Below are 25,746 nucleotides of genomic sequence, written 5' to 3'. Positions count from 1 at the left end.
CAATCACGAAGGTGAGGAACCACTGATGCCTGGACCCCAGCGTCGAGGTGCCGGTGGCCCTGCTCAGGGCACCGGATCCGACAACAGCAACGCCGCAGGCGGCAACGACCGTGGCGGTCGTGGCGGCCGTGGCGGCAACGACCGCGGTGGCCGCGGTGGCGGTCGCGGAGGTGACGACCGCAACCAGTACCTGGAGCGCGTCATCACCATCAACCGTGTGTCCAAGGTCGTCCAGGGTGGCCGCCGGTTCAGCTTCACCGCGCTCGTCGTGGTCGGAGACGGCCAGGGCAGCGTCGGCGTCGGCTACGGAAAGGCCAAAGAGGTGCCCTCGGCCATCGCCAAGGGTGTCGAAGAGGCCAAGAAGAGCTTCTTCCGCGTCCCGATGATCGGCGAGACCATCCCGCACCCCATCCAGGGTGAGGCGGCCGCCGGCGTCGTACTGCTGAAGCCGGCGTCGCCCGGTACCGGTGTCATCGCCGGTGGCCCGGTGCGCGCCGTCCTGGAGTGCGCCGGAATCCACGACGTGCTGTCCAAGTCGCTCGGCTCGGACAACGCGATCAACATCGTGCACGCCACGGTGGCCGCGCTCAAGGGCCTGGAGCGGCCCGAGGCCGTCGCCGCCCGCCGCGGGTTGCCGCTGGACCACGTGGCCCCGGCCCGTATGCAGCGCGCCATGGCGGAGGCTGCCGCGTCCCCGAAGGCAGGTGCGTGATGGCGTCGTTCAAGGTGACCCAGATTCGTTCCGACATCGGTGGCAAGCCGCAGCACCGCGAGACCCTGCGTTCGCTCGGTCTCAAGCGCATCGGCCACACCGTCGTCAAGGAGGACCGTCCCGAGTTCCGTGGGATGGTCCGCTCGGTCGCCCACCTGGTGACCGTCGAGGAGACTGACTGATGACTGAGAACACCAACGCCGAGACGACCTCGGCGCCCGTCAAGGAGCACGCGCTCAAGGTGCACCACCTGCGCCCGGCTCCCGGCGCGAAGAAGGCCAAGACCCGCGTGGGTCGTGGTGAAGGTTCCAAGGGCAAGACCGCCGGTCGTGGCACCAAGGGCACCAGCGCCCGCTACCAGGTGTCCGCCGCGTTCGAGGGTGGTCAGACGCCGCTGCACATGCGTCTGCCGAAGATGCGGGGCTTCAAGAACCCCGCCAAGGTGACCTACCAGGTCGTGAACCTGGACAAGATCACCGCCCTGTTCCCCGAAGGTGGCGCGGTCGGCACGTCCGAGCTCGTCGCCAAGGGCGCGGTCCGCAAGGGGGTGCCGGTCAAGGTGCTCGGCACCGGCGAGATCGGTGTGTCGGTGCAGTTGACTGTCGACGCCTTCTCGCACTCCGCCAAGGAGAAGATCGAGGCCGCAGGCGGTTCCATCACCTCGGCGTGACCCGTGGGGCCCACCCGAGACGGTGGGCCCACCGGTACACGAACAAGGCCGACGCCCCGGTAGCGTGGCACCCTCTCGAGGGTCTCGCGGCCGGGGCGTCGCCATGCCGGGTATTGTCAGCTCAGTTGCCCACCCGCCACGGCGCATGCCGGCCGGGGCGGCGGACCGAGTGTCGATGCGCTCGTTCAGCCCGTACAACGCAGGCCGTCACCTCACCGGAGGCGCGGCCGCTGTAGGAGGACCTGTTGCTCACCGCCGCCGCCCGCGCGTTCAAGACGCCGGACCTGCGCAAGAAGATCCTGTTCACCCTCCTGGTGATGGCGATCTTCCGGCTCGGATCGCACATCCCGACCCCCGGCATCAGCTTCAAGCTGATCCAGGCGTGCCAGAAGGGCGCCGGGTCCAACCAGAGCTTCCTCGGTCTGGCCAACCTCTTCTCCGGCGGCGCTCTGCTGCAGCTGTCGATCTTCGCGCTCGGGATCATGCCCTACATCACGGCGAGCATCATCGTGCAGCTGTTGACGGTGGTCATCCCGCGCTTCGAGGAGCTGAAGAAGGAGGGGCAGTCCGGGCAGACGAAGATGACGCAGTACACGCGGTATCTGACGATCGGCCTCGCGCTGCTGCAGTCGGCGACACTGGTGACGGCCGCGAAGGCCAACCCCTCGACGTTGCTCGGCGGCGACTCCAGCACCTGCCCCACGATCATGCCGCAGCAGGGTGTCTTCTACCTGATCATCATGGTGCTCGTGCTCACCGCGGGCACCGGCCTGATCATGTGGCTCGGTGAGCAGATCACCGAACGCGGCATCGGCAACGGCATGTCGCTGCTGATCCTCACCGCCGTCGCGGCCCGCGTGCCCGGCTCCGTGTGGGCCATCCACGATCAGGGATGGGGCAAGTTCCTGCTGGTCGTCGTGATGGGTCTCGCCATCACCGTCGCGGTGGTCTTCGTGGAGAACTCCCAGCGTCGCCTGCCGGTGCAGTATGCCAAGCGGATGGTGGGACGACGGATGTACGGCGGGATGTCGACGTACCTGCCGCTCAAGGTCAACATGGCCAACGTCATCCCGATCATCTTCGCGACGTCGCTGCTGTCCCTGCCGGTGCTGCTCGCCGGGTTCGCCCAGCCGAGCGACCGCACCAAGCCTGCGCCGGGTTGGGCGCAGTGGGTGCTGAACAACCTCAACCGCGGTGACCACTGGTCCTACATGGCGCTGTCGACGGTGCTCGTGGTGTTCTTCACGTTCTTCTACGTCTCGATCACCTATCAGCCCGAAGAGGTCGCCGACAACCTGAAGTCGGCCGGATCCTTCATCCCCGGCGTCCGCGCGGGCAAGGCGACGGCGGACTACCTGAACTACGTGTTGACCCGCATCACCGTGGTCGGTGCCGTCTACCTGGGCGTCCTCGCCCTGATCCCGCTCATCGCCCTGGCGATGGTCGGCGCGAACTCCAACTTCCCGTTCGGCGGCGCGTCGATCCTGATCCTGGTGGGCGTCGGGTTGGAGACCGTCAAGCAGGTGGACTCCAAGCTGCAGCAGCACCACTACGAGGGATTCCTGCGCTCGGATGAGCCGGGTGCGAAGGCGTCCAAGACCGCCAAGCCCGCCAAGAAGACCGAAACGGCGGGGGGCCGCGTATGAGGCTCATCATCCTGGGTCCTCCCGGTGCCGGGAAGGGCACCCAGGCGGAGCGCCTGTGTGCCTCCCGCGACATCCCGCACGTGTCGACCGGCGACATCTTCCGCGCCAACATCAAGGACGAGACGCCGCTCGGCAAGCAGGTCAAGGACATCCTCGACGCCGGCGGTTACGTCACCGACGAGATCACCAACGAGATCGTCGCCGACCGGTTGTCGCAGGCAGACGCCGCCGACGGATTCCTGCTCGACGGCTATCCGCGCACGATGGCCCAGGTCGAGGCGCTGGACGAGTTCCTTGCGCGAGGCGGCCACCAGGTCGACGGCGTGCTGCGCCTGATGGTCGACGACGACGAGCTCGTCGCCCGACTGACCGAGCGCGCGAAGACCTCCGGCCGCGCGGACGACTCCGAGCAGGTCATCCGCGAACGGCAGGAGATCTACAACAAGGAGACCCATCCGCTCGCGCAGACCTACGAGCAGCGCGGCCTGCTGCACGAACTGGACGGCATGGGCGACGTCGACGAGGTGACCCGTCGTATCGACGCGACGCTCGACCAGCTCGCCTCCCGCACCGCCTGACGGGGTCCACGCGATGTTCGGCCGGGAGAAACTGCCCGTCAAGACCACCGAGCAGCTGCACGCGATGCGCGCGGCGGGCCTGGTGGTCGGGCGGTGTCTGGAGATGGTGCGCGCACATGCGGTGGCAGGTACGACGACCGGTCGCCTGGACGATCTCGCGCACGCCTTCATCCGCGAGGCCGGAGCGACGCCGAGCTTCCTCGGGTACCAGGGCTTTCCCGCGACCTTGTGCATCTCGGTCAACGACGAGGTCGTGCACGGCATACCGGGGGAGCGGGTGCTGGCCGACGGCGACCTCGTGTCGGTCGACTGCGGCGCCATCGTCGACGGGTGGCATGGCGACGCCGCGATCACCTTCCCGGTCGGCGACTACGCGAGCGAGCAGGACCGTGCGCTGACCCGTACGACGAGGGACGCGCTGTGGGCGGGCATCGCCGCGTTCCGTCCCGGGCGCGGCGTGTACGAGCTCGGTGAGGTCATCGAGGACCGGGTCGCGGCGGGCGCCGCGGCCTGGGCGGCGGACGGCCTGCAGGTCGAGTTCGGCATCGTCGACGGATACACCGGGCACGGCATCGGCCGCGAGATGCACATGGAGCCGACGGTGTTCAACGAGCGCGTGCGCGCGTCGGGACCCGCGATCCGGGAGGGCGCGACGGTGGCGATCGAGCCGATGGTCACCCTGGGCGGTCACGAGACGCACGAACTGGAGGACGGCTGGACCGTCCGCACCGACGACGGGGCACGCGCCGCGCACTGGGAACACACGGTGGCCTCGACGCCGGGTGGCCTGTGGGTGCTGACGGCGGTCGACGGGGGCGAAACCGAGCTGGCGGCGGTCGGCGCGACCTACGCCCCGCTGTCCTGACGGCGACCGACGTCGCCGAAACCGCGCCATCGAGTGCGCTGTTCGGGCAGGATGACCGATTGAAGGGTCAAACACCGGGCACGGGCGGAGGGAGATGGGCCATGAACGACTTCGAGGACTTCTTCCCCCGCGAGGGGGAGCGGCAGGAGGACGACGACTTCGAATACCGCCGCGACCGCCGTGACGACCACACCCCGCTGGTGCCGTTGATGCTCGGTGCCCTCCTCGGCGCGGTCATCTTCGGGATCGGCGGGTTCGTCGTCGGAGCCGCTCGCAGTGGCACCGCCGCGGCCGCTGCCGGCCCCACCGCCTCCGCCGCCACCTCCACCTCGACCAGCACGGTCACGTCGACCGCATCCCCTGTGACCACGACGGTCTCGACCCCGTCGACCGTCTCGCAGACCCGCACCCTCGTGGAGACCGTCATCCTGACGACGGCGGGCGTGCAACGAACCACGACGGTCACCGGTCCCGCCGTCACGAAGACCGTCACCGCGTCGTCGTCACCGGCCACGACCGTGCACTCGCCGGGCAGCACCGTCACCCGGACGGCGACCGCCACGGTCACTGCGACCAGGACCGCCACCGTGACCGTCAGCGGCTCGCCCAAGCCGCCTCGGTAGACCCCTCGGCAGCGCGCCCGTCCTCGCTCCGCCCGCGCGCGATTTGGGCGGGATACGACGGACAGGTAAGCTGATGTGTCGGTTCACGGGTGTGTTCCGCGCTGTTCCGTGCTCGGCTCGCTCGAGACGGTTTCTGCTCGCGCGACCACCTCTTCCTCATCCTGATCCTCGGGCGGGCCCTTGCGGCCGGCGTGCGGTGAGTATGCGGAGCGTGGGGGTCGCAGGCAGGCTCGCGGACCGGTATCGAGGGTCGTCCATTCAGGGCGTGCCCGTTCCGCAGGTGAGTTGGAGGACATGGCCAAGAAGGACGGTGTCATCGAGATCGAGGGCACGATCGTCGAAGCTCTCCCGAACGCGATGTTCCGGGTCGAGTTGAGCAACGGTCACAAGGTACTGGCCCACATCTCAGGGAAGATGCGACAGCACTACATCCGGATCCTCCCCGAGGATCGGGTCGTGGTGGAGCTCAGCCCGTATGACCTGACCCGTGGCCGGATCGTCTTCCGGTATCGCTGACGGAACAACCCGCACAATCCATCACTGCCCGGCCCCGTTCGCGGGTCGGGCACCGACTTCGAAGACACAGGTGCGATGAAAGTCCAGCCCAGCGTCAAGAAGATCTGTGACAACTGCAAGGTGATCCGCCGTAACGGCCGGGTCATGGTGATCTGCGAGAACGCCCGCCACAAGCAGCGGCAGGGCTGACCCGCAGCCAACCGGCAGCGGTCGCGTTCTTCGCCTAGAACGCAGACGACACAACTTCATACGACAACCAATCCCGCGGAACGACGAACGTCGTTGCGTATCGCAGGTGCCCGGCCCCGGTGGATCGACTCACCGGACGTCACCCCCGGCTCGGAGGCCGGGGACCCATCTCAGCCTTCTCCGGCTGGTCATGGGATCGGCACCCGCATCAGACCTCCGAAGACAATCAGGAGAACCGCCAGATGGCACGACTCATTGGTGTCGACCTGCCGCGCGAGAAGCGCGTCGAGGTTGCTCTCACCTACATCTACGGCGTGGGTCGCACCCGCGCCGTTCAGACGCTGGAAGCAACCGGCGTCAACCCGGACACCCGTGTCCGTGACCTCAGCGAGGAGGAGCTGGTCCAGCTCCGCGACCACCTCGAGGCGAGTTTCCGTCTCGAAGGTGACCTGCGCCGTGAGGTGGCCGCCGACATCCGCCGCAAGGTGGAGATCGGTTCCTACCAGGGGCTGCGCCACCGTCGCGGCCTGCCCGTGCACGGCCAGCGGACCAAGACCAACGCGCGTACCCGCAAGGGCCCCAAGCGCACGGTCGCCGGCCGCAAGAAGGCCAAGTAGGCGCGACCCGTTCCCAGCCTGCCGGCTCGGATCCGTCGCCGCGTCTCATCGCGTCTTCCTCACTCATCACTCGCTGAAGTCGAACCAGGAGATCTATACCTATGCCTCCCAAGAGCCGCCCCGCGGCCGGCGCCAAGAAAGTGCGCCGCAAGGAGAAGAAGAACGTTGCGGCGGGCCACGCCTACGTCCGCAGCACCTTCAACAACACGATCGTCTCGATCACTGACCCCAACGGCGCCGTCATCGCGTGGGCCTCGTCCGGTCAGGTCGGATTCAAGGGCTCCCGCAAGTCCACGCCGTACGCCGCGCAGATGGCCGCCGAGGCCGCCGCGCGTCGGGCGATGGAGCACGGCATGAAGAAGGTCGACGTCTTCGTCAAGGGCCCCGGCTCCGGTCGTGAGACCGCGATCCGTTCGCTCGCCGCCGCCGGCCTCGAGGTCGGCGCGATCCAGGACGTCACCCCTCAGCCGCACAACGGTGTCCGCCAGCCCAAGCGTCGTAGCTGAGCGCGACCCGAGTTCAAGGAGATTTGAATCATGGCCCGTTACACCGGCCCCATCACCAAGAAGTCGCGTCGCCTGAAGACCGACCTCGTCGGGGGTGACAAGTCCTTCGAGATGCGTCCCTTCCCGCCCGGCCAGCACGGCCGCGGCCGGATCCAGGAGAACGAGTACCTCCTGCAGCTGCAGGAGAAGCAGAAGGCTCGCTTCACCTACGGCATCATGGAGAAGCAGTTCGTCCGCTACTACAAGGAAGCCGTCCGCCGTCAGGGCCGGACCGGTGAGGTCCTCCTCACCATCCTGGAGTCGCGTCTGGACAACGTCGTCTACCGCGCCGGCCTGGCCCGCACCCGTCGTGCGTCGCGTCAGCTGGTCAGCCACGGCCACTTCCAGGTCAACGGCAAGAACGTCGACATCCCGTCCTACCGGGTGGAGCAGTACGACATCATCACCGTCCGCGAGAAGTCCCGCGAGATCTTCCCGATCCAGCTGGCTCGCGAGACCTTCGGTGACCGTCCGATCCCGGCCTGGCTGCACGTCGTCCCCGGCACCCTGCAGATCCTGGTGCACTCGCTGCCGACCCGCGCGCAGATCGACAGCGTGCTGACCGAACAGCTGATCGTGGAGCTCTACTCCAAGAACTGATCCCCTCCTCGGTTGTCAGCGGATTCCTGGCGGATACGCCTCGAATCCGCTGACAACCGGCGAAGGGTCAACGTGCGTGAGTGGACCGAAGCTCGCGCGCGGCATACACGAGGCGTCAAATAGCGGTCGCCCGTGGGAAGGAAAGAAACAGTGCTCATCGCACAGCGCCCCACCCTGAGCGAGGAAGTCGTCGCCGACAACCGCTCACGGTTCGTCATCGAGCCGCTGGAGCCCGGCTTCGGCTACACGCTCGGCAACTCCCTGCGCCGGACCCTGCTGTCCAGCATCCCCGGCGCGTCGGTCACCAGCCTGCGCATCGATGGTGTGCAGCACGAGTTCACCACGATCCCCGGTGTCAAGGAAGACGTCACCGAGATCATCCTGAACATCAAGAGCCTCGTCGTCTCCTCCGAGCAGGACGAGCCCGTCGTCATGTACCTGCGCAAGCAGGGCCCCGGCGCCGTCACGGCTGCTGACATCGCACCGCCCGCCGGTGTCGAGGTGCACAACCCCGATCTGCAGATCGCGACGCTGAACGACTCCGGCAAGGTCGAGATGGAGCTGACGGTCGAGCGTGGCCGCGGGTACGTCTCCGCCCAGCAGAACAAGTCTGCCGAGCAGGAGATCGGCCGCATCCCGGTCGACTCCATCTACTCCCCGGTGCTGTCCGTGACCTACAAGGTCGAGGCCACCCGTGTGGAGCAGCGCACCGACTTCGACAAGCTGATCGTGGACGTCGAGACCAAGAACTCGATGGCCCCGCGTGACGCCATGGCCTCGGCCGGTAAAACCCTGGTCGAGCTGTTCGGTCTGGCCCGTGAGCTCAACGTCGAGGCCGAGGGCATCGACATGGGCCCGTCGCCGACGGACGCCGTGCTCGCCGCGCACCTGTCGATGCCGATCGAGGACCTGGACCTCACGGTCCGCTCCTACAACTGCCTCAAGCGCGAGGGCATCCACACCGTGGGTGAACTCGTCGGACGCAGCGAGGCCGACCTGCTCGACATCCGCAACTTCGGTGCCAAGTCGATCGACGAGGTCAAGGAGAAGCTGGTCGAGATGGGTCTGCAGCTCAAGGACAGCCCTCCCGGGTTCGACGCGAGCGCCATCGCCGACCGGTACGACGACGATGAGGATGCACCCGAGACCGACGTCAGTTTTGCCGAGGACGAGCAGTACTGAGCCGCTTTGAATCCGCTGCCACCGCAGCGTGATTCGTAGACCAAGGAGATTCAATGCCTACCCCTACCAAGGGCCCCCGCGTCGGCGGCGGTCCTGCGCACGAGCGGCTCATCCTGGCCAACCTGGCCACGGCGTTGTTCGAGCACGACCGGATCACCACCACCGAGGCGAAGGCCAAGCGGCTGCGTCCGCTGGCCGAGCGCCTGGTCACCTTCGCCAAGCGCGGTGACCTGCACGCCCGTCGCCGGGTGCTGACGGTGGTGCGCGACAAGGGCGTCGTACACCGTCTCTTCACCGAGATCGCGCCCGACATGGCCGAGCGCAGCGGCGGCTACACCCGGATCACCAAGATCGCGCCGCGCAAGGGCGACAACGCCCCCATGGCCGTGATCGAGCTGGTCCGCGAGGCCGTCAACGCCAAGCCCCAGCGCGCCGTCGTCGCCGAGGCAGAGGGCGCCACCCGGCGTTCGGCTGCCGACAAGGCCGCCGAGGCCGCGCCCGCCGCCGAGTCCGCTGACGGCAAGTACGGCGCCGATTCGGCCGCCCCGCTGGACGGGGGTGCGTCGCCCGACCCGGAGAAGTTCGTGGTCAAGGGCAACGAGGACTCGATGAAGTACCACGTCGAGGGTTCGCGCTGGTTCGAGTCGACGGTGGCCGAGGTCTGGTTCACCACACCCGAGGCAGCAGCTGCGGCCGGCTTCGAGCCGGCTGGTGGCGCGTCCGCCCAGACCGGTGCGCCGGAAGAGGCGTCCGATGCCTCCTCCGAGTCCGACGACTGACGCAGGACACCTGCTGGCCGAAGGGCCGTCGCCCCACGCGGGGTGGCGGCCCTTCGCCGTACCCGGGCGCGGCGACCGGCCCCCGACGGCGCCGGCATGACCGGGTGCGAGGGTGGGTGCAGTACATCCATCTCTCAGGAGGACCCGATGACCGATCCCAGCGACGACGGCACGATCCCCGAGGTCGAGCAGGACGCGCCCGCCGGCACCACGGAGGCCGACGAGAAGGATGCGCAGGAGGCTTCGGCCGGCGCGACCGCCGCGGACGCCGAGTCCGCCTCGGACGATCCGCAGGCCACCGACGGCTGACCCTGCCCGGCGGGAGTCGCGGCGCGCTCTATAGGGCGCGCCGCGACTCCATCCTCACTCGACAGTGGCTGCGGCGTCTCTCCCGAACGCTCGGGCCAGCGGGACGATGCCGAGGATCAGCACCATCGGTACGGCGAATCCGTAGCGCAGCGAGTCCTTTCCGACCGCTCCGGTCATCACCGAGCCGAGCACGGCACCGAGATAGTTGAACTGGTTGAAGCGTGCGATCACCGCGTCGACCCGGGCTCGCTCAGCCGCAGGGTCCAGGCCGGACCCTTCGTGGGCGATCGATGCCGCCGCGGAGAAACTGAGCGGCGCGACCACCGCCACACCGGTGCCGAGGACCACGAAGCCCGCCATCGCGACGTACGACGACGGCGCGAGGACGACGATCGCGAGGCCCACAGCCCCGACGCAGGCACCTACCCGCAGCAGCGGGGTTGCCCCGAAACGGGCGGCGAGTCGATCGCCGGACCCGCGACCCACCAGCGATGCCGCGAGGTAGGGCAGGGTGGCGACGGCGACGAGCGGGCCGGGAGCATCGAACGTGCGGTCCACGTAGGTGGGACCCCAGGTGGTGACGGCCGTGTCGACCATGTAGAAGAGGACCAGGGCCGCGCCGACCACCAGGATGCGACGCCAGGGCACCTCGAGGACGACGGGCGGTCGGTCGATCGGCGGCCGGGGCGCGGACGGGTCGGCCGCGCGCAGATACGGCAGGAAGGTCGCGCCGAGGGGCAACAGCGCGAGGATGAGGGCGGCGACACCCAGCGACACATGGGTCAGCGCGAGCGCGAGCAGGGTGCCGACGATGCCGCCCAGGGTCCAGGCGGCGTGGAAGCTCGGCATGATCGGGCGTCCGGCTGCATGCTCCAACGTCACGCCCTGCATGTTCGTCGTCGCGTCGACCATGCCGAGTGCACCGCCGTAGAGCGCCATCCCGACCGCGAGCACCCATAGCTGGTGGCTGAACCCGACCACCGGCAGCGCGATCACCATCAGGGCGAACCCGATCCGCAGCGTGGTGTCGCTGCCCCGCCGCGGTGCCAACTGCTCGGCCGCCAGAGAGCCGGCGCCTGCGGCAATCACCAGCGCGAGCAGCAGCGCGGAGAATTCGCCGGGACCGATGCCGAACCGGTCCTGGATGGCGGGCAGCTTCGTGCTCAGCGCGATGAAGACCAGGCCCTGGGTGGCGAATCCGCCGGCCACCGCGACCCGCCGTCGGGTGAAGTCTGCGGGTGGGGTCACCCGCAGATGGTGGCATGCCCGCGGCGTACGACGGCGTGGTTGCGTCGATGTCGTCCCCGCGTCGCCGGATACCCTGTCCGGGTGCGGCTGCGGGTGGACTTCGGGTACGACGGCAGCGAGTTCTCCGGGTGGGCGAGCCAGCCCGGGCTGCGCACCGTCGAGGAGACGCTGGCGCAGGCGTGGGGCACGATCCTTCGCCAGAGCCCGCCGCGTCTGACCGTTGCGGGGCGTACCGATGCCGGGGTGCACGCCCGGGGTGCCGTCTGCCACCTCGATCTGGACGACGCGTCGTACGAGGCCCTCCCCGCCCGCTCGCACCGCTCACCCGCCGACGCCGCCGTACGCCGGCTGAACGGAGTGCTCCCCCGGGACGTGGTGATACGCCGGGTGGCGCGCGCGGCCGAGGGTTTCGATGCTCGGTTCTCGGCCACCAGCCGTCGCTACAGCTACCGGCTCTGCGACGACCCGGCCACCCTCGACCCGATCCGGCGCCGCGACACCGTCCTGGTGAAGCACCCCGTGGACGTCGGCCTGATGGACGCCGCAGCGCGGAATCTGTTGGGATTGAACGACTTCGCAGCGTTCTGCAAGCGACGGGAAGGTGCGACCACGGTACGCACGCTGCTGGACTACCGCTGGACCCGTGAGCCGGACGGCACCGTGACGGCCACCGTGCTGGCCGACGCGTTCTGCCACTCGATGGTCCGCTCGCTGGTGGGTGTCGTGCTGCCGGTCGGCGAGGGGCGACGGTCGGTGCAGTGGCCCGAGCAGGTGCTGCGCGACCGCAGTCGGCACCCGGCGGTGACGGTCATGCCGCCGCACGGTCTGTGCCTGGAGGAGGTCACCTACCCGCCCGACGACGAGTTGGCGGCGCGGGCCGCGCAGTCGCGCAGGACCCGCGAACCCCTCTGAGCCCGAGCGGTCAATCGGCGGCCCACGACACCCGGTGTGGTCGCAACCGCAGCCGGTCACCCGGTCGCATCTGGGCGAGCCGGTCGGTGTCGCGATCGGCCACGACCGCCACCACGGGGTAACCGCCGGTCGTGGGATGGTCGGCCAGGAAGATCACCGGCAGACCGGACGGCGGCACCTGCACCGCGCCGCGTACGACGCCCTCGCTGCGCAGCTGTTCGTCGTTGCGCAGGGAGAGCGCGACGCCGTCGAGGCGGATGCCGACCCGGTCGACCTGTGGACTGACGGTCCAGAAAGCCTCGGCCAGCTGCCCGACGGACCGATCGGTCAGCCGGTCCTCGCGCGGTCCCCAGGTCGCGCGCACCTCGACGGGATCGCGCGCTGTGTCGACACCGGCGACCGCGACCCCGGCCGTGGGCTCACCGGACGCGGCCCCGATCGGGAGGCGATCGCCGGGCGCGAGCGGCGGGGTGCCGAGCCCGGACGTCGGATCGGCGGCGACGCTGCCGAAGTGCCGGGTGCCGCCGAGCCCGCCCCGCACGCACAGGTAGGTGCGCATGCCGTGCCTGGGTGTGGCGAGCGCGAGCCGTTGCCCTCGGCGTACGACGAAGGGGATGCCGAACGGTGCAGGCTCACCGTCGACGGTGGCGCTCACCGGAGCACCCGTGAGCGTGACGAGCAGAGGGGAGTCCGCGCGACAGGCGAAGCGCCCGAGCAGCACCTCGACACCGGCCGCACCCGCAGGGTTGCCGAGGAGTCGGTTGCCCTGGGCCAGGGATGCACGGTCGGCGGCGCCGGAGGCGGGGACCCCGAGGTGGGCCAGACCCGGCCGACCCAGGTCCTCGACCAGCGCCTGCGAGCCGACGGCGAGCACCTCGAGCTCAGCCACGGGCCACCGCCTCGACGAAGCGCACCGTCGTGCCGGCGGTCAGCTGCGCGGCGGGCGTCGCGTCCGGGTCGAACAGCACCTGCTCGGTGTGCCCGATGAGCTGCCATCCCCCGGGTGAGGGTGACGGATAGATGCCGGAGTAGTCACCGGCCAAGGCCACGGCACCGCGAGGGATGCGGCTCCGCGGTGACTCCCGGCGGGGCACGTGCAGGCCGCCGGTGTCACCGATCAGGTAGCCGAATCCTGGCTTGAATCCGACGAATTCAACACGCCAGAGCTGCTCGGTGTGCCGGCGTACGACCTCGCCTGCAGTGATGCCGAGATGCTCGGCGACCTCGGCCAGATCGGCACCGTCGTAGGCGACCTCGACCACCAGCTCGCTCGACGGTTCGCTCGCCCGGGAGGGCGGATCGGACAGCACGCGGGCGCGCAGCCAGTCGGCGACCGACGGCACCAGCGCGGGTGTCGCCACGGCGACCAGCACGGTGCGGTGCGCCGGCACGTACGACGCGACGGCGGCCGGTCGCGCCGAGTGCAGCCAGTCGTGCAGGGCATCCCGCTCCCCCGTGGAGTCCAGCTCGACGAGGATGGCCGACTCCCCGCACGGCAGCAGTCGCATGGTCGGGTCCTCAGTCCAGGAACGAGGCGACCTGCACCTCGGCCGTCGAGAGGGCGGAGCGCACCGCCCGCGCCATCGCGACGGCGCCGGGTGAATCACCGTGCAGACATACCGAATCCGGGGACACCTCGACATCCGAGCCGTCGATGGAGCGCACCCGGCCGTCGGTGACCATCCGCACGACCCGATCCGCGACCAGGCCGGCGTCGTCCAGCACAGCGCCGGGCTCGCGGCGGTCGACCAGCGTGCCGTCCGCGACGTACGCGCGGTCCGCGAACGCCTCGACGACGGTCCGCAACCCGGACGTCCTCGCCGCCGCGAGCACAGCCGATCCGGGCAGGCCGAGGATCGGCAGGCCGTCGTCTACCGAGCGGACGGCGGCGACCACCGCAGCGGCCTGCTCCTCGTGGTGCACGATCGTGTTGTAGAGAGCGCCGTGCGGTTTGACGTAGGTGACGCGGGCGCCCTGACTCCGGGCGATCCCGTCCAGCGCACCGATCTGGTAGACCACGTCGGCGAAGAGATCCTCCGGCGACACGTCGATGAAACGGCGTCCGAAGCCGGCCAGGTCGCGGTAGCCGACCTGCGCGCCGATCCGCACGCCGCCCGCCGCGGCCGCACGGCAGGTGCGCACGAGCGTGGCCGGGTCGCCGGCGTGGAAACCGCACGCGACATTCGCGGAGGTGACCGTCTCCAGGAGGGCGTCGTCGTCGCCGAGCTGCCATCGGCCGAAGCTCTCGCCCAGGTCGGCGTTCAGATCGATGGTGGGGCTCACCGCTTCATTCTCACCCGGGCGGTGACCAGGGTTGTAAGAAGTCGTTCGCCGGTCGGCCCTCGACCGCGGCCGTCAGCGACGCACCGTCGGCGCCGTCGATCTGCTCGCGGATGATGTCGGCGTGTCCGGCGTGCCGGGCCAGTTCCTCGATGTGGTGCAGGAGGTAGAACCGCTCTGTGGTCGGGGTGTCCTGCAGCACGCCGTCCCACGGCGCGGGCGGTTCGATGGACGTGCTGTCGGGGTCGGCGGACCGCGCACTGGCGAGGAACGCCTCGGCGGCCGTGTCGAACCGTCCCAGTGCCGCCTGCAGCGTGTCGTCGTCGGAGAGGGCGAAGCTCCCGGTGAATCTCGCGAAGCCCTCCGGTGTCAGCTCGGTCGTGCGGCTGCCCTCGGCGTCGCGTCGTAATCGACCGTTCATCACGTACGTCGCGTGCGTGACGAGGCCTCCGATGGACAGGGCACTGCGACACGGTGTCTGCCGTGCCTGCGCCTCGGTCAACCCGTACGCCGCGGCACGGATGGCGGCGATCTGCGCCTGCAGATAGAGCGCGATCTCCTCGTTCTCGGTGTGCATCCCCGGTGTCGGCATGTGCGGTCCTCTCTGGCTTGCTCCTACCCGGTCTCTCCGTGAACCGACGATAGGAGTGCGCACCGACAGCCACCGGTAAAACGAAATGACGCATCACGCGCGGACAGGGGAGAATCGTCGTCCGTGGGACATGTGGACGTGAACGGCATCGGATATCACCTGCCCGACGGCAGGCCGCTGCTCGGCGACGTCAGCCTGCGGGTGGGTGAGGGCGCGAAGGTCGCCTTGGTCGGACCAAACGGCACCGGGAAGACGACGTTGCTGCGGATCATCTCGGGGGAGATCGCGGCGGACTCCGGTGCTGTCACTCGCACGGGCGGGCTCGGCGTGATGCGCCAGTTCATCGGCAAGGTGGGCCGGGACGGCACGAGCGTCAGCGTCCGGGACCTGCTGGTCGGCGTCGCGCCGCACCCGGTGGCGCAGGCTGCGCGAGCGGTCGACGCCGCCGAGCTGGCGATGATGGAACGCGACGACGAGCCCACCCAGATGGCGTACGCGCAGGCGCTCGTGGACTGGGGCGAGGTGGGCGGTTACGAAGCCGAGATCCTGTGGGACGTCTGCACGGTCGCCGCCCTCGGGGTGGCCTACGACAAGGCGCAGTGGCGCGACGTCGCCACCCTGTCCGGTGGCGAGCAGAAGCGCCTGGTCCTGGAGGCGCTGCTGCGCGGCCCCGACGAGGTCCTCCTGCTGGACGAGCCGGACAACTATCTCGACGTGCCCACCAAGCGGTGGCTCGAGGCCGCCCTGAACGAGTCGCCCAAGACGGTGCTCTTCGTCAGCCACGACCGGGAGTTGCTCGACCAGGTCGCCACCCGTGTCGCGACGTTGGAGCCCACGGGTGCCGGATCGATCGCCTGGATGCACCCGGGACGGTTCGCGACGTACGCGCAGGCACGCGTCGACCGCAACAACCGTCTGGAGGAGCTGCGCAAGCGCTGGGACGAGGAGCTGGCCAAGCTGAAGGCGCTCGTGCTGATGTACCGGCAGAAGGCCGCGTACAACTCCGACATGGCCGCGCGCTACCAGGCCGCGCAGACCCGGTTGCGCCGCTTCGAGGAGGCCGGGCCGCCGGAGGTCACGCCGAACGAGCAGAAGGTCACCATGCGCCTCACGGGCGGCCGGACCGCCAAGCGCGCGGTGATCTGCGAGCACCTCGAACTCGCCGCCGGCGGTGCGTCGTCACCGACCGAGGTCCTGATGCGGCCCTTCGATCTGGAGATCTGGTACGGCGAGCGGGTGGCGGTCCTCGGGTCGAACGGGTCGGGCAAGTCGCACTTCCTGCGGCTGCTCGCGGCCGGGGGCAGCGACCCCGACCTCGAACATCAGCCGGTCGGCGATGTGCAGCCGGATCCCGTGGTGCACCAAGGCATTGCGCGCCTGGGCTCCCGGGTGCGACCGGGATGGTTCGCGCAGACCCATCAGCACCCGGCGCTGCTGCGGCGCACGCTCCTGGAGATCCTGCACCGCGGCGACGAGCACCGCGACGGGATGCCCCGCGAGCAGGCGTCACGCGCGCTGGACCGCTACGAGCTGGCGCGCTCGGCGGAGCAGACCTTCGATTCGTTGTCCGGTGGCCAGCAGGCGCGCTTCCAGATCCTGCTCCTGGAGCTGTCGGGCGCGACGTTGCTGCTCCTGGACGAACCGACCGACAACCTCGACCTGCACTCGGCCGAGGCGCTGGAGGAGGGGCTCGCGGCGTTCCAGGGGACGGTTGTAGCGGTCACGCACGACCGGTGGTTCACCCGCGGGTCCGACCGGTTCCTGGTCTTCGGTCAGGAGGGCGACGTCTACGAGTCGGACGAGCCGGTGTGGGACGAACGCCGGGTGCGTCGCGCGCGTTGACCGCCAGAGTCACCGCGCGCCCCTATGGAGCGCGCCGCGACCCCAGCGGGACTCAGCCGCCGATGAGGCGGTCCAGGAACTGCGCATGCAACTCGCGCAGGCGCTCGCGCTGGTCGTCGGCCCGGTCGAGTAGCTCCTGCAGGCGGTCCGTGTTCAGCCGGGTGTCGTGCTCGGCGAGGGTCAGCAGCGTCTCCCATACCCGCGACTTGGCCTGCACCGCGGAGCTGAGCGCCTCCAGTTCGAAGACGTCCGATCCCGAGGACCGTTGTAGCAGTGAGCCGTTGGGCTTCAACCGGCCGACGTACTCACCCAGGATGCCGACCAGCATGGTGAGCGACACCTGCCGGATCCCCAGGGCAGCCATCATCGAGCCCAGCGCCGACCGGTCCTCGCTGACCTCGTCGCGGATCCGCGCGACCTCGGCACGGATCGCTTCGTCGCTGTGCCCGCTCGCGACCCGGTCGAAGAGCTGCACACCTGCCGACGCGCCGGCGTAGTGGTCACGCAGGTAGAACGGCAGCCAGTCGCTCTCGTCCTCGGCGCTCACGGCTTCAGCACCACCTTCACGCACCCGTCCTCCTTCTTCTGGAACATGTCGTACGCCGCGGGCGCGTCTTCGAGCGATGGCCGGTGGGTGGCGAGCGACGCCAGCCCGAACGGGTCCGCCGCGTCGTCGGCGTACGGCATCAGGTCACCGATCCAGCGCTTGACGTGACACTGGCCCATCCGCATCGAGATGCCCCGGTCGAACATCTCCATCATGGGCAGCGGGTCGGCCTCGCCGCCGTAGACCCCGCTGACCGACACCGTGCCGCCGCGGCGTACCGACTTGACCGCGGTGATCAGCGCAGCGGTGCGGTCGATGCCCGCCTTGTCGGTGAAGGGCTTGGCGATCGCGTCGGGCAGGTGACCGACCGCGGTGATCGCGGCCTCCAACACCGGAGAGCCGTGGGCCTCCATGCCCACGGCGTCCAGCACGCTGTCCGGTCCGCGGCCGCCGGTGCGGTCGAGCAGCTCGGCGGTGACGTCGTCGGACTGGTTCATGTCGAGCGTCTCGATGCCGAATTTCGCCGCGGCGTCGAGGCGCTCGGGCACGAGGTCGACCCCGATGACCCGCAGCCCGCGCTGGTGGGCGATGCGGGTCGCCAGCTGGCCGACCGGGCCGAGTCCGAGTACGGCGATGGTGCCGCCCTCGGGTACCTCGGCGTACTCCACGCCCTGCCAGGCGGTGGGCAGGATGTCGGACAGGTAGAGGTAGCGCTCGTCCGGCCCGTCGCCCTCGACCTTGATCGGCCCGAACTGCGCCTGCGGCACTCGCAGGTACTCCGCCTGCCCGCCCGGGACGGCGCCGTACAGATCGGTGAAGCCGAAGAGCGAGGCGCCCTTGCCCTGCGAACGCACCTGCGTGGTCTCGCACTGGGCCATCAGGCCGCGTTCGCACATCCAGCAGTGCCCGCAGGAGATGTTGAAAGGGATCACCACACGGTCACCGGGTGCGATGTGGTGCACGTCGGGACCCACCTCCTGCACCACGCCCATGGTCTCGTGGCCGAGGACGTCGCCGGGGTGCAGGAACGGTCCGAGCACTTTGTAGAGGTGCAGGTCGGACCCGCAGATGGCCGTCGAGGTGACCTTGATGATGGCGTCCGTCGGTTGCTGGATGCCGGGGTCCGGCACCGTCTCGACGCTGACCTTCTCGGTGCCCTGCCAGGTGAGTGCTCGCATGTGCTGACGTCCCTCCGCGCGGCGTACGCCGCGGTCGTAGTGCGGTCATCCGGGGCATACCCGCCGGACACCCGGGCTCAAACCCGTGGAGGAAACTGACCGCAGCGCCGACAACCCATGTGCGAGGAGCGCGCGACCTCGTCCGTCAGCCGAGCGCGCCGACCGCGCGTGCCACGACCAGCAGGGAGGTGAGCAGCGCAGCGGACGCCTGGGTGCCCATCAGCAGCTTCGCGCGGCTGGTCAGCGGCATGGTGTCCGTCGGGCTGAACGCGCTGGAGTTGGTGAGCGAGAGGTAGAGGTAGTCGATGAAGACCGGGCGCCAGTTGCTGGTGATCGAGGAGGTCCGCGCGACCTCGGCGGCCGCGTCGTGGTTCTCGTCCTGGGAGAAGCGCCAGTCGGCCGGCGGGAGTTGGCTGCGGGGGGCCTCGCGGCGGCGTACCGGCCCTCCGCGATCCATCTCCCAGTAGAGGAGCGCGAACCCGATCACGTTCGTGGCCCACACCTGCAGCCCGCCGTAGAGCAGGTCCTTGCCGCTGCCCGCGTGCGCGATGGAATGCACCAGGACACCGAGCGAGACCATGTTGGCCACGATCAGCAACCCGCACTGGATGATCGCGACCCACCCGGACCACCGCGTCTCGCGGGTCAGCCGCCACGGGTTGGTGGCGATCAGCGCTGCGAGCAGCACGACCTCGATGGCGGGGATCACGTAGCGCGGCGCGAGCAGGAGGGAGTCGGGAAGGAAGGTGTAGAGCCCGATCGCGACCAGCACCGCGAGGGTGGGCGGCAGACGGTGTTCGTGGCCGCCGGCGCCTCGTTCGTCGTCGTCGTTCATCGCGTGGCCGGGGTCTGACCGGACGGCCCGTCGACCGGGAGCAGAGCGGTGTACGCCGTCACGCGGCGTGCGCCGGGCGAGCCGGCGCCCACCCGGCGATAACGCTCGAACACCTCCGAGAGCTCGGCGGCCAGTGCTGACAGCTGCTCGGTGGTGACCAGCACCGGGTGATCCTCCAGGCCGCAGTTCTGCTGCCACCCCTGCGGCCACTCCTGCCGCTCGGTGGCCCACCGGTCGGCTCTCGTGGCGAAGTACTCGACGTAGTCACGCTGCAACCACAGCTCGGCCGCGTGCTCGTCCGGTGTCGCGGGACCTTCGTCCGCCTGCTCCACTACCTGCGCCACCCACACCCGGCGTCGGCCGGTCCCGCTCCCGTCGTCCGCGACCAGGCCCGACTCCTCCAGTCTGCGCAGGTGATAGCTGGTCGCGCCGGTGTTGGTCCCCAGGGTCCGAGCCAGGTCGCTCGCGGTGGCGGGACCGTGCACCCGCAGCTGGCCGAGCAGGCGTGACCGCAACGGGTGCGCCAGGGTGCGCAGTGACTTCGCGCGGGGGGAGGGGGTGGGCACGTGTGCAGAATAAGTGTGGACCGGCCACCTCAGGTGGGAAGGCGGTCGGCGTGGCTGCGGCCGGATGGGATCAGACCTCGACCGCGGTACGCCGCACGAACGGGTCCCGGCCGCTCTGCAGCGCCCGCAGCGAGTGCAGCAGGGGCGCGGCACACAGCACCGCGACGATCATCCGCCCGATGTTCCACTCGATGGTCTGCGGCAGCAGGGTCGACAGTCCGGCGACGACGGAGCAGGCCACCAGGAAGGCCACCACCGGGCGAGCGGACGGGATGGGGGCGTGCCGTTTGCGGATGGCCAGCCGCAACCAGACGGCCTGGGCGACCAGACCGAACAGGGTGCCGAGGGCCGCCCCCCGGAGCCCGAGGGGACGCAGCAGCGCGAACGTCACGGCCAGCTTCACGATCAGGGCGGCCGCCGAACTCCAGGCGATGGGATGGGAGACCCGGATGGTGATGAGCATCCGCGAGGTCGCGCCTGTCGCGGCCACCGGGAGGGCCGACAGGCCGATGAGGAAGACCACGATCGACAGGGACTGCTGGTCGTAGTCGGCCGGCGCGACGATCCGCAGCAGGGCGGGCGAGGCGACGGTGATGGCGAGCAGCGCCCACCCCAGCAACCAGTAGACGCCGTCCCGGGACGAGGCGATCAGGCGCCATCGGTCGCCTACGTCCACCACGCTCTTCAGCCGCGGCAGCCAGGCACGGTTGGTGAAGAGCAGCACCAGAGTGATGGCGTTCCCCACCGTGAAGGCGACCTGGTACCGCGCGACCTGGCCTGGCCCGAACGCCGCCTGGATGATGAAGCGGTCGGCCGCGTTGAGGACGAAGTCGGCCAGTCCGGACAGCAGCAGCGGCAGGCCCAGCAGGAGGGCGCGCCGCAGGGTCTCGGTGTCCTTCAGACCGCTGATCCGCGGTTTGGTCCACCACAGGCCGGTCACCAGGGCGGCGGCGTTGCCGATCGCTCCGCCCCAGGCGTAGGTCAGCGCGGAACGGTGGACGGTGAAGAGGAGTACCAGCCCGAGGACCTGGCTCCCGACCGTGGACAGGACGCTGATGGTGCAGAACCGCAGCAGCTTGTCCTCGGCCTGCAGCAGCGCGAGGACCATCAGGCAGCCGGCGCCCGGTGCCGTCCACAGGAGGGTGACCGTGGGCAACCCGCCGGGCCCGTCGAAACCGATGGCGGTCGCCCACAGCGGTGAGGTGATGGCGGCGAGGCCCGTCGCCACGAAGGCGAAGACCACCCCCGACGCGAGCAGGCCCCGCGAGCGCCGGTCGTCCGCGTCCTCGACCCGTTGCATCTCCAGGGCCTGGTCGGTGCCGAACACCGACACGAGGATGAGCAGTTGGTAGAGCGCGATCGCCGCCGCGAGCGTTCCGAACTGAGCCTTGGGGATGACGTGGGTCAGGATCGGCGACACGAGGGTGCCGACGATCAGCTGCATCGACCACACGACGACGTACAACATCCCCCGCCCGAAGAGGTCGGGACCTCCGTCCGGCACGGACCCCTCGCTCGGAGGGGCGTCGTCGGCCTGGAGCACTAGGCCGTCGGTATCGAGATGGTCCGAAGATCGGAGTCGATCAGATCGGTCAGTTCGGCACTCTCGTCGGACAGTTTGCGTGCGAACAGCGCCGGGCGATCCGTGCGGGTGCGAGCCTCCCGGATGCCCGGGAAGTGAGCGGTGGTGAGCCAGTGCGGGCTCGGCGTCGGGTCCTCGCCCCAGTCCATGAACCACAGGGCCTGATCCCGCGACTCGAAGACCTGATCGGGACCGCCGAGAGCCTTGCTGAGCAGCAGCGAGTGGATGGTCACCTCGTCGGGTGTCCAGCATCGGCGGAAGTACCGCCACAGATCCGGCCGCCGATCCAGCAGGTCGAGGACGTATTCCGCGTGTGCCCGGCACAGCACCTTCGACTGCGAACCGCCGGCCCGCTCGACCCCAGCGGGCACCCGGCGCGGGATGGGCAGCACCATGCGGTGCTTCCCCCACGGCCACTGGCGGAACCAGAATCGGTCCGCGCCGCCGTTGCGCCCCCAGGCCGCGCGGGGGACCGGATCGACCTCGACGAACGAGCGGCCAGCGTTCTTGCCGAAGTACTCGATGATGGCCGAGACGTTGGCGAGGGGGTAGTCCGCGCCGGTCAGCAGGATCAGGTGCTCTGCGTCGGTGGACTCCAGCGCCGCGCGATAGCCGGCGAGTTCGGCCTCCAACACCTCGTAGCGAGCCCACCCGGCCCGCAGTCGCGGTAGGAGGGTCACGGTGTCCGGGAGTCCGGCGGTCATCTGCGCGTGGACGTCGGGCGGGGTGTTCGCGTCAATGTGAACGAACGTGGGCAGCGGCTCGATCGCGGCGATCAGACGGTGGAAGTGACGCGGCTTGTCGTGCGCGACCACCACCACGGCCGGAAGGCGACGGGACATGGCCGCGATGCTACGCGACGGTGGCCAAGGACTTGCTGAGATCACCGGGACGGGGCCGCCGAGGCCGGTAGATACCCGGATCGAGGTCGTTCCGGTGCACAATAGTTATGCATGGCACCGTCCGATCGCCCCTCCGTTCGCTTCTGGTCATCCTCAATGGCGTTGTCGAACAACGCTGTTCGCGTAATTGTGAGGAGTGCGACAGGTTCCGTAAACTGGTGAGGTCGCGTTCACGCGCCCATCGACGTTCGACCATCCGCCGCAGGTGCGTCCCGCAAGGGGCGATCGGCAGGCGGCAGGTACGACAGCCCAGCACGACAAACGATTCAGAAAGTTGACGAACGTGCGCACTTTCACGCCCAAGACGGCGCAGCTCCAGCAGGAGCGCGCCTGGCACATCATCGACGCCACCGACGTCGTGCTCGGCCGCCTGGCCACGCACGCGGCGAGCCTGCTGCGCGGCAAGCACAAGACGACGTACGCGCCGCACATGGACACCGGTGACTTCGTGATCATCATCAACGCCGACAAGGTGGCGTTGACCGGCTCCAAGATGCAGAAGAAGATCGCCTACCGGCACTCCGGCTTCCCGGGCGGCCTCAAGGCGACCTCCTACACCGACCTGATGGCCAAGGACCCGGCCAAGGCGGTCGAGAAGGCCATCCGCGGGATGGTCCCCAAGACCAGCCTGGGCCGCGCCCAGATGAGCAAGCTCAAGGTGTACGCCGGCCCGGAGCACCCGCACGGTGCCCAGCAGCCCGTCCCGTTCGAGATCACCCAGGTCGCGCAGTAACGCGCCGGCTGCCCCCCACCCTTTCAAGACCCCAGGAGAATCGTGGCTGACGATCAGACCACCGAGCTCGACGTCCTCGAGACCGACGAGCCCGCACTGTCCGAATACACCTCAGAGTCCGCCGGCCCCGTCGGGGAGGACGGCGAGGACGCCCCCCGTCGTCGTACCGCCTCCGAGCCCGGCGCCGGCACCGGCCGCCGCAAGCAGGCCATCGCCCGGGTGCGCATCGTGCCCGGTAGCGGTGAGTGGAAGGTCAACGGCCGCACGCTGGCCGAGTACTTCCCGAACAAGGTCCACCAGCAGCTGGTCAACGAGCCCTTCCGGGTGCTCGAGCTCGACGGCGCGTACGACGTGCTCGTGCGGGTCTCCGGTGGTGGCCCGTCCGGTCAGGCCGGCGCCGTCCGCCTCGGCGTCGCGCGCTCGCTGAACGGGATCGACCCCGAGCTGAACCGTGCGGTGCTGAAGAAGGCCGGGTTCCTCACCCGCGACGCGCGGGTGCCCGAGCGCAAGAAGGCCGGCCTCAAGAAGGCCCGTAAGGCTCCGCAGTACAGCAAGCGGTAAGAGAAGTCCACGAAAGCCCCGACGCTCGGACTGGTCGACTGGTCGACTGGTCCGAGCGCCGGGGCTTCTTCATGTCCGTGATGTAGGAAGGTGTGCCCATGGGACGAATGTTTGGCACCGACGGGGTGCGCGGCCTCGCGAATCGTGACGTGACCGCAGAGCTCGCGCTCGGCCTCGCGGCCGCCGCGGCGCGCGTGCTGTCCGAGGAGGGCCAGTTCGCCGGCCATCGACCGCACGCCGTGGTCGGGCGCGACCCGCGGGCCTCCGGTGAGTTCCTCTCCGCCGCCACCGTGGCGGGCCTGGCCTCGGCCGGCGTCGACGTGCACGACGCGGGGGTGCTCCCGACCCCGGCCATCGCTCACCTGACGGCGCACAGCGGCGCCGATCTGGGGGTGATGATCTCCGCCTCGCACAACCCGATGGCCGACAACGGCATCAAGTTCTTCTCCCGGGGCGGGCACAAGCTCCCCGACACGATCGAGGACGCGATCGAGAGCCACCTGCGTCAGGACTGGGACCGGCCCGTGGGGGCCTCGGTCGGTCGGGTCACCACCTACGTCGAGGGTGCCGACCGCTACATCGCGCACCTGCTGGGAGCACTCCCGCACCGTCTGGACGGGCTGCACATCGTGCTCGACACCGCGCACGGGGCGGCGTACGACGTCGCACCCCGCGCCTTCGAGCAGGCGGGCGCACGGGTCACCCTGATCGGCGCAGCGCCCGACGGCATCAATATCAACGAGGACTGCGGGTCCACCCACCTGGAGCCCCTGCGACGTGCGGTGTTGTCCGCCGGAGCCGATTTCGGACTGGCCTTCGACGGGGACGCCGACCGGTGCCTGGCCGTCGACGGCGCAGGGCAGGACGTGGACGGCGACCAGATCATGGCGGTGCTGGCCATCGACCTGAAGCGCCGTGGCCGGCTGGCGCAGGACACGCTGGTCGCCACCGTGATGAGCAACCTCGGGCTGCACCACGCGATGCGCGCGGCAGGGATCACGGTGCGACAGACCGGTGTCGGCGACCGCTACGTGCTGGAGGAGATGCGCGCATCCAACCTGTCACTCGGTGGCGAGCAGTCCGGCCACGTCATCCTGCTCGAGCACGGGACCACCGGTGACGGCGTCCTCACCGGACTGCTGCTCGCGGCGTGCGTCGCCTCCCAGGGAACCCCGCTGGCAGAGCTCGCCGCCTGCGTCACCCGGCTGCCGCAGCGACTGGTCAACGTGCCGCACGTCGACAAGGACGCCGTCGACCACCACGCCACCGTCCAGTCCGCCGTCCAGGACGCCAAGGCGCAGCTGGGGGACACCGGCCGCGTGCTATTGCGCAAGTCCGGCACCGAGCCGCTCGTCCGGGTGATGGTCGAGGCGCAGACCTCGCAGCAGGCCGACGATCTGGCCCAGCAGCTGGCCGCGGTGGTCGCGGCCGAACTCGCTCTGGACTGAGTCTTCGGGGGTCGTGCCCGCCGGGGGAATTGTGCTGCCCCCGGCACGTTGACCCAGGAGACAGTTCCCCCCACGAAAGGTGTCCCCATGCCCTACGAAGCGCTCGACGAGGTCGTCTACACCACCGGTGCCACCGCTCAGGGCGGTCGTGACGGTCACGTCAAGAGCGAGGACGGCGTCGTGGACGTCGTGCTCGGCAAGCCGGGGAGCAAGACCAACCCCAAGGCGAACCCCGAGACGCTCTTCGCCGCCGGGTACGCCGCGTGCTTCTCCGGCGCTCTCAACGCGGTGGCGTCCCGCGCCGGGCACGACACCAGCGACTCGACGGTGACCGCCTCGGTCAGTCTCGGCAAGGTCGGCGAGGGATTCGGGCTGGCCGTGAAGCTGGTCGCCCACATCCCGGGTGTCGACGACGCCACCGCCCAGCAGTTGGTCGAGCAGGCGCACCAGTTCTGCCCCTACTCCAAGGCGACCCGCGGCAACATCGACGTCTCGGTGTCCGTGGCCTGAACTGCCGCCACGCTCCCGACCGCGCCCTGTGCCGCTGACGCGGCCGGGGCGCGGCCTCGTTGTCAGCGGAGCCGATCTCCTACGCGGGCTACGCGCGGCAGCGTAGAGAAGTGACCGCGGCGCCCATCACCTACGCGGGCCACGCGCGGCAGCGTAGAGAAGTGACCGCGGCGCCCATC

General features: G+C 69.7%; 32 protein-coding genes. 21 read left to right on the top strand and 11 right to left on the bottom strand.

Going from position 1 to position 25,746, the window contains the following annotated elements; translation table 11 throughout:
* Window positions 1–25 precede the first annotated feature (25 nt).
* The 15 genes from rpsE to J4030_RS09865 all read left to right on the top strand — a co-directional run bounded on the left by rpsE (window position 26) and on the right by J4030_RS09865 (window position 9,831).
* Window positions 26–712: a 30S ribosomal protein S5 gene (gene rpsE, locus J4030_RS09935; RefSeq protein ID WP_208049081.1), complete on the top strand. Its 687-nt coding sequence runs from the start codon at window positions 26–28 to the stop codon at window positions 710–712.
* Window positions 712–894, top strand: coding sequence for a 50S ribosomal protein L30 (rpmD, locus tag J4030_RS09930; protein WP_208049080.1), 183 nt, complete (start codon window positions 712–714; stop codon window positions 892–894). Before rpsE ends, rpmD begins: the two co-directional genes overlap by 1 nt.
* Window positions 894–1,382: a 50S ribosomal protein L15 gene (gene rplO / locus J4030_RS09925; protein WP_208049079.1), complete on the top strand. Its 489-nt coding sequence runs from the start codon at window positions 894–896 to the stop codon at window positions 1,380–1,382. Before rpmD ends, rplO begins: the two co-directional genes overlap by 1 nt.
* 245 nt (window positions 1,383–1,627) lie before the next feature.
* Window positions 1,628–3,028, top strand: a complete 1,401-nt coding sequence (gene secY, locus J4030_RS09920) for a preprotein translocase subunit SecY (RefSeq protein WP_208049078.1) — start codon at window positions 1,628–1,630, stop codon at window positions 3,026–3,028.
* Complete coding sequence (locus J4030_RS09915; protein WP_208049077.1) at window positions 3,025–3,606, top strand: adenylate kinase; 582 nt, start codon at window positions 3,025–3,027, stop codon at window positions 3,604–3,606. Before secY ends, J4030_RS09915 begins: the two co-directional genes overlap by 4 nt.
* Window positions 3,607–3,619: 13 nt before the next feature.
* Window positions 3,620–4,471: a type I methionyl aminopeptidase gene (gene map, locus J4030_RS09910; RefSeq protein ID WP_208049076.1), complete on the top strand. Its 852-nt coding sequence runs from the start codon at window positions 3,620–3,622 to the stop codon at window positions 4,469–4,471.
* 101 nt (window positions 4,472–4,572) lie between these two features.
* The gene (locus J4030_RS09905; protein WP_208049075.1) at window positions 4,573–5,094 is read left to right on the top strand and encodes a hypothetical protein; all 522 of its coding nucleotides are present in this window, start codon (window positions 4,573–4,575) and stop codon (window positions 5,092–5,094) included.
* Window positions 5,095–5,388: 294 nt separating this feature from the next.
* On the top strand, window positions 5,389–5,610 hold the full coding sequence (gene infA, locus J4030_RS09900) for a translation initiation factor IF-1 (RefSeq protein ID WP_013493543.1): 222 nt from the start codon (window positions 5,389–5,391) through the stop codon (window positions 5,608–5,610).
* Between the two features lie 75 nt (window positions 5,611–5,685).
* Window positions 5,686–5,799, top strand: a complete 114-nt coding sequence (gene rpmJ, locus J4030_RS09895; RefSeq protein WP_179482544.1) for a 50S ribosomal protein L36 — start codon at window positions 5,686–5,688, stop codon at window positions 5,797–5,799.
* Window positions 5,800–6,041: 242 nt separating this feature from the next.
* Window positions 6,042–6,416, top strand: coding sequence for a 30S ribosomal protein S13 (rpsM, locus tag J4030_RS09890; protein ID WP_208049074.1), 375 nt, complete (start codon window positions 6,042–6,044; stop codon window positions 6,414–6,416).
* Window positions 6,417–6,517: 101 nt separating this feature from the next.
* Entirely contained in the window at window positions 6,518–6,922 is a 405-nt protein-coding gene (gene rpsK / locus J4030_RS09885) for a 30S ribosomal protein S11 (RefSeq protein ID WP_179482542.1), read from the top strand.
* Between the two features lie 30 nt (window positions 6,923–6,952).
* On the top strand, window positions 6,953–7,561 hold the full coding sequence (rpsD, locus tag J4030_RS09880) for a 30S ribosomal protein S4 (RefSeq protein ID WP_208049073.1): 609 nt from the start codon (window positions 6,953–6,955) through the stop codon (window positions 7,559–7,561).
* A 150-nt stretch (window positions 7,562–7,711) separates the two neighbouring features.
* The gene (locus J4030_RS09875) at window positions 7,712–8,743 is read left to right on the top strand and encodes a DNA-directed RNA polymerase subunit alpha (RefSeq protein WP_208049072.1); all 1,032 of its coding nucleotides are present in this window, start codon (window positions 7,712–7,714) and stop codon (window positions 8,741–8,743) included.
* A 53-nt stretch (window positions 8,744–8,796) separates the two neighbouring features.
* Window positions 8,797–9,522 carry a 50S ribosomal protein L17 gene (gene rplQ / locus J4030_RS09870; RefSeq protein ID WP_208049071.1) on the top strand — a complete coding sequence of 242 codons (726 nt, stop codon included), beginning with the start codon at window positions 8,797–8,799 and terminating at the stop codon, window positions 9,520–9,522.
* A gap of 147 nt (window positions 9,523–9,669) precedes the next feature.
* Complete coding sequence (locus tag J4030_RS09865; RefSeq protein WP_208049070.1) at window positions 9,670–9,831, top strand: hypothetical protein; 162 nt, start codon at window positions 9,670–9,672, stop codon at window positions 9,829–9,831.
* A 54-nt stretch (window positions 9,832–9,885) separates the two neighbouring features.
* Here J4030_RS09865 and J4030_RS09860 read toward each other — a convergent pair whose 3' ends face one another.
* The gene (locus tag J4030_RS09860; RefSeq protein ID WP_307864644.1) at window positions 9,886–11,079 is read right to left on the bottom strand and encodes an MFS transporter; all 1,194 of its coding nucleotides are present in this window, start codon (window positions 11,077–11,079) and stop codon (window positions 9,886–9,888) included.
* Window positions 11,080–11,160: 81 nt separating this feature from the next.
* Here J4030_RS09860 and truA point away from each other — a divergent pair, with 81 nt between their 5' ends.
* A complete protein-coding gene (gene truA / locus J4030_RS09855; RefSeq protein WP_307864643.1) occupies window positions 11,161–11,991 on the top strand; it encodes a tRNA pseudouridine(38-40) synthase TruA in 831 nt (276 codons plus the stop codon).
* A 10-nt stretch (window positions 11,992–12,001) separates the two neighbouring features.
* Here truA and J4030_RS09850 read toward each other — a convergent pair whose 3' ends face one another.
* Genes J4030_RS09850 through J4030_RS09835 form a run of 4 tightly spaced genes read right to left on the bottom strand, consistent with a single transcriptional unit; the run spans window position 12,002 to window position 14,863 of the window.
* Window positions 12,002–12,880, bottom strand: a complete 879-nt coding sequence (locus J4030_RS09850) for a biotin-dependent carboxyltransferase family protein (RefSeq protein ID WP_208049068.1) — start codon at window positions 12,878–12,880, stop codon at window positions 12,002–12,004.
* Window positions 12,873–13,499 (bottom strand): allophanate hydrolase subunit 1, encoded by a 627-nt coding sequence (locus J4030_RS09845; RefSeq protein WP_208049067.1) that lies wholly within the window; start codon window positions 13,497–13,499, stop codon window positions 12,873–12,875. Before J4030_RS09845 ends, J4030_RS09850 begins: the two co-directional genes overlap by 8 nt.
* A gap of 10 nt (window positions 13,500–13,509) precedes the next feature.
* Entirely contained in the window at window positions 13,510–14,274 is a 765-nt protein-coding gene (locus tag J4030_RS09840) for a LamB/YcsF family protein (protein ID WP_208049066.1), read from the bottom strand.
* A 10-nt stretch (window positions 14,275–14,284) separates the two neighbouring features.
* Window positions 14,285–14,863, bottom strand: a complete 579-nt coding sequence (locus J4030_RS09835; RefSeq protein ID WP_208049065.1) for a DUF664 domain-containing protein — start codon at window positions 14,861–14,863, stop codon at window positions 14,285–14,287.
* Window positions 14,864–14,986: 123 nt separating this feature from the next.
* Between J4030_RS09835 and J4030_RS09830 the strand changes: the two genes are divergently transcribed.
* Window positions 14,987–16,705 carry an ABC-F family ATP-binding cassette domain-containing protein gene (locus J4030_RS09830; protein WP_208049064.1) on the top strand — a complete coding sequence of 573 codons (1,719 nt, stop codon included), beginning with the start codon at window positions 14,987–14,989 and terminating at the stop codon, window positions 16,703–16,705.
* A 52-nt stretch (window positions 16,706–16,757) separates the two neighbouring features.
* On the opposite strand, the gene J4030_RS09825 is transcribed toward J4030_RS09830, so the two are convergent.
* The 6 genes from J4030_RS09825 to J4030_RS09800 form a co-directional block, all read right to left on the bottom strand.
* A complete protein-coding gene (locus J4030_RS09825; protein ID WP_208049063.1) occupies window positions 16,758–17,252 on the bottom strand; it encodes a hypothetical protein in 495 nt (164 codons plus the stop codon).
* The gene (locus tag J4030_RS09820) at window positions 17,249–18,430 is read right to left on the bottom strand and encodes a zinc-dependent alcohol dehydrogenase (RefSeq protein WP_208049062.1); all 1,182 of its coding nucleotides are present in this window, start codon (window positions 18,428–18,430) and stop codon (window positions 17,249–17,251) included. Before J4030_RS09820 ends, J4030_RS09825 begins: the two co-directional genes overlap by 4 nt.
* A 145-nt stretch (window positions 18,431–18,575) precedes the next feature.
* Window positions 18,576–19,265, bottom strand: coding sequence for a hypothetical protein (locus J4030_RS09815; RefSeq protein WP_208049061.1), 690 nt, complete (start codon window positions 19,263–19,265; stop codon window positions 18,576–18,578).
* Entirely contained in the window at window positions 19,262–19,831 is a 570-nt protein-coding gene (locus J4030_RS09810; RefSeq protein WP_208049060.1) for a helix-turn-helix transcriptional regulator, read from the bottom strand. The genes J4030_RS09815 and J4030_RS09810 overlap by 4 nt, the downstream gene beginning before the upstream one ends.
* Before the next feature lie 70 nt (window positions 19,832–19,901).
* The gene (locus J4030_RS09805) at window positions 19,902–21,335 is read right to left on the bottom strand and encodes a lipopolysaccharide biosynthesis protein (RefSeq protein WP_208049059.1); all 1,434 of its coding nucleotides are present in this window, start codon (window positions 21,333–21,335) and stop codon (window positions 19,902–19,904) included.
* A gap of 38 nt (window positions 21,336–21,373) precedes the next feature.
* On the bottom strand, window positions 21,374–22,255 hold the full coding sequence (locus J4030_RS09800) for a beta-1,6-N-acetylglucosaminyltransferase (RefSeq protein WP_208049058.1): 882 nt from the start codon (window positions 22,253–22,255) through the stop codon (window positions 21,374–21,376).
* Window positions 22,256–22,598: 343 nt separating this feature from the next.
* Here J4030_RS09800 and rplM point away from each other — a divergent pair, with 343 nt between their 5' ends.
* The 4 genes from rplM to J4030_RS09780 all read left to right on the top strand — a co-directional run bounded on the left by rplM (window position 22,599) and on the right by J4030_RS09780 (window position 25,567).
* A complete protein-coding gene (rplM, locus tag J4030_RS09795) occupies window positions 22,599–23,048 on the top strand; it encodes a 50S ribosomal protein L13 (RefSeq protein ID WP_208049057.1) in 450 nt (149 codons plus the stop codon).
* Window positions 23,049–23,090: 42 nt separating this feature from the next.
* Window positions 23,091–23,609, top strand: coding sequence for a 30S ribosomal protein S9 (rpsI, locus tag J4030_RS09790; RefSeq protein ID WP_208049056.1), 519 nt, complete (start codon window positions 23,091–23,093; stop codon window positions 23,607–23,609).
* A gap of 98 nt (window positions 23,610–23,707) precedes the next feature.
* The gene (glmM, locus tag J4030_RS09785) at window positions 23,708–25,057 is read left to right on the top strand and encodes a phosphoglucosamine mutase (protein WP_208049055.1); all 1,350 of its coding nucleotides are present in this window, start codon (window positions 23,708–23,710) and stop codon (window positions 25,055–25,057) included.
* Window positions 25,058–25,144: 87 nt separating this feature from the next.
* Entirely contained in the window at window positions 25,145–25,567 is a 423-nt protein-coding gene (locus tag J4030_RS09780) for an organic hydroperoxide resistance protein (RefSeq protein WP_208049054.1), read from the top strand.
* Window positions 25,568–25,746: the final 179 nt, after the last annotated feature.

It is taken from the genome of Allobranchiibius sp. CTAmp26 (assembly GCF_017565405.1).
Taxonomy (GTDB): domain Bacteria; phylum Actinomycetota; class Actinomycetes; order Actinomycetales; family Dermatophilaceae; genus Allobranchiibius.
This window is presented reverse-complemented; position numbering and strand designations above follow the sequence as displayed.

Excerpts from the sequence above, each read along its gene's own strand:
- rpsE (WP_208049081.1), top strand. The coding sequence starts at position 26 with ATGCCTGGACCCCAGCGTCGAGGTGCCGGTGGCCCTGCTCAGGGCACC.
- rpmD (WP_208049080.1), top strand. The coding sequence starts at position 712 with ATGGCGTCGTTCAAGGTGACCCAGATTCGTTCCGACATCGGTGGCAAG.
- rplO (WP_208049079.1), top strand. The coding sequence starts at position 894 with ATGACTGAGAACACCAACGCCGAGACGACCTCGGCGCCCGTCAAGGAG.
- J4030_RS09915 (WP_208049077.1), top strand. The coding sequence starts at position 3,025 with ATGAGGCTCATCATCCTGGGTCCTCCCGGTGCCGGGAAGGGCACCCAG.
- map (WP_208049076.1), top strand. The coding sequence starts at position 3,620 with ATGTTCGGCCGGGAGAAACTGCCCGTCAAGACCACCGAGCAGCTGCAC.
- J4030_RS09905 (WP_208049075.1), top strand. The coding sequence starts at position 4,573 with ATGAACGACTTCGAGGACTTCTTCCCCCGCGAGGGGGAGCGGCAGGAG.
- infA (WP_013493543.1), top strand. The coding sequence starts at position 5,389 with ATGGCCAAGAAGGACGGTGTCATCGAGATCGAGGGCACGATCGTCGAA.
- rpmJ (WP_179482544.1), top strand. The coding sequence starts at position 5,686 with ATGAAAGTCCAGCCCAGCGTCAAGAAGATCTGTGACAACTGCAAGGTG.
- rpsM (WP_208049074.1), top strand. The coding sequence starts at position 6,042 with ATGGCACGACTCATTGGTGTCGACCTGCCGCGCGAGAAGCGCGTCGAG.
- rpsK (WP_179482542.1), top strand. The coding sequence starts at position 6,518 with ATGCCTCCCAAGAGCCGCCCCGCGGCCGGCGCCAAGAAAGTGCGCCGC.
- rpsD (WP_208049073.1), top strand. The coding sequence starts at position 6,953 with ATGGCCCGTTACACCGGCCCCATCACCAAGAAGTCGCGTCGCCTGAAG.
- rplQ (WP_208049071.1), top strand. The coding sequence starts at position 8,797 with ATGCCTACCCCTACCAAGGGCCCCCGCGTCGGCGGCGGTCCTGCGCAC.
- J4030_RS09865 (WP_208049070.1), top strand. The coding sequence starts at position 9,670 with ATGACCGATCCCAGCGACGACGGCACGATCCCCGAGGTCGAGCAGGAC.
- J4030_RS09845 (WP_208049067.1), bottom strand. The coding sequence starts at position 13,499 with ATGCGACTGCTGCCGTGCGGGGAGTCGGCCATCCTCGTCGAGCTGGAC.
- J4030_RS09835 (WP_208049065.1), bottom strand. The coding sequence starts at position 14,863 with ATGCCGACACCGGGGATGCACACCGAGAACGAGGAGATCGCGCTCTAT.
- J4030_RS09820 (WP_208049062.1), bottom strand. The coding sequence starts at position 18,430 with ATGCGAGCACTCACCTGGCAGGGCACCGAGAAGGTCAGCGTCGAGACG.
- J4030_RS09815 (WP_208049061.1), bottom strand. The coding sequence starts at position 19,265 with ATGAACGACGACGACGAACGAGGCGCCGGCGGCCACGAACACCGTCTG.
- J4030_RS09800 (WP_208049058.1), bottom strand. The coding sequence starts at position 22,255 with ATGTCCCGTCGCCTTCCGGCCGTGGTGGTGGTCGCGCACGACAAGCCG.
- glmM (WP_208049055.1), top strand. The coding sequence starts at position 23,708 with ATGGGACGAATGTTTGGCACCGACGGGGTGCGCGGCCTCGCGAATCGT.
- J4030_RS09780 (WP_208049054.1), top strand. The coding sequence starts at position 25,145 with ATGCCCTACGAAGCGCTCGACGAGGTCGTCTACACCACCGGTGCCACC.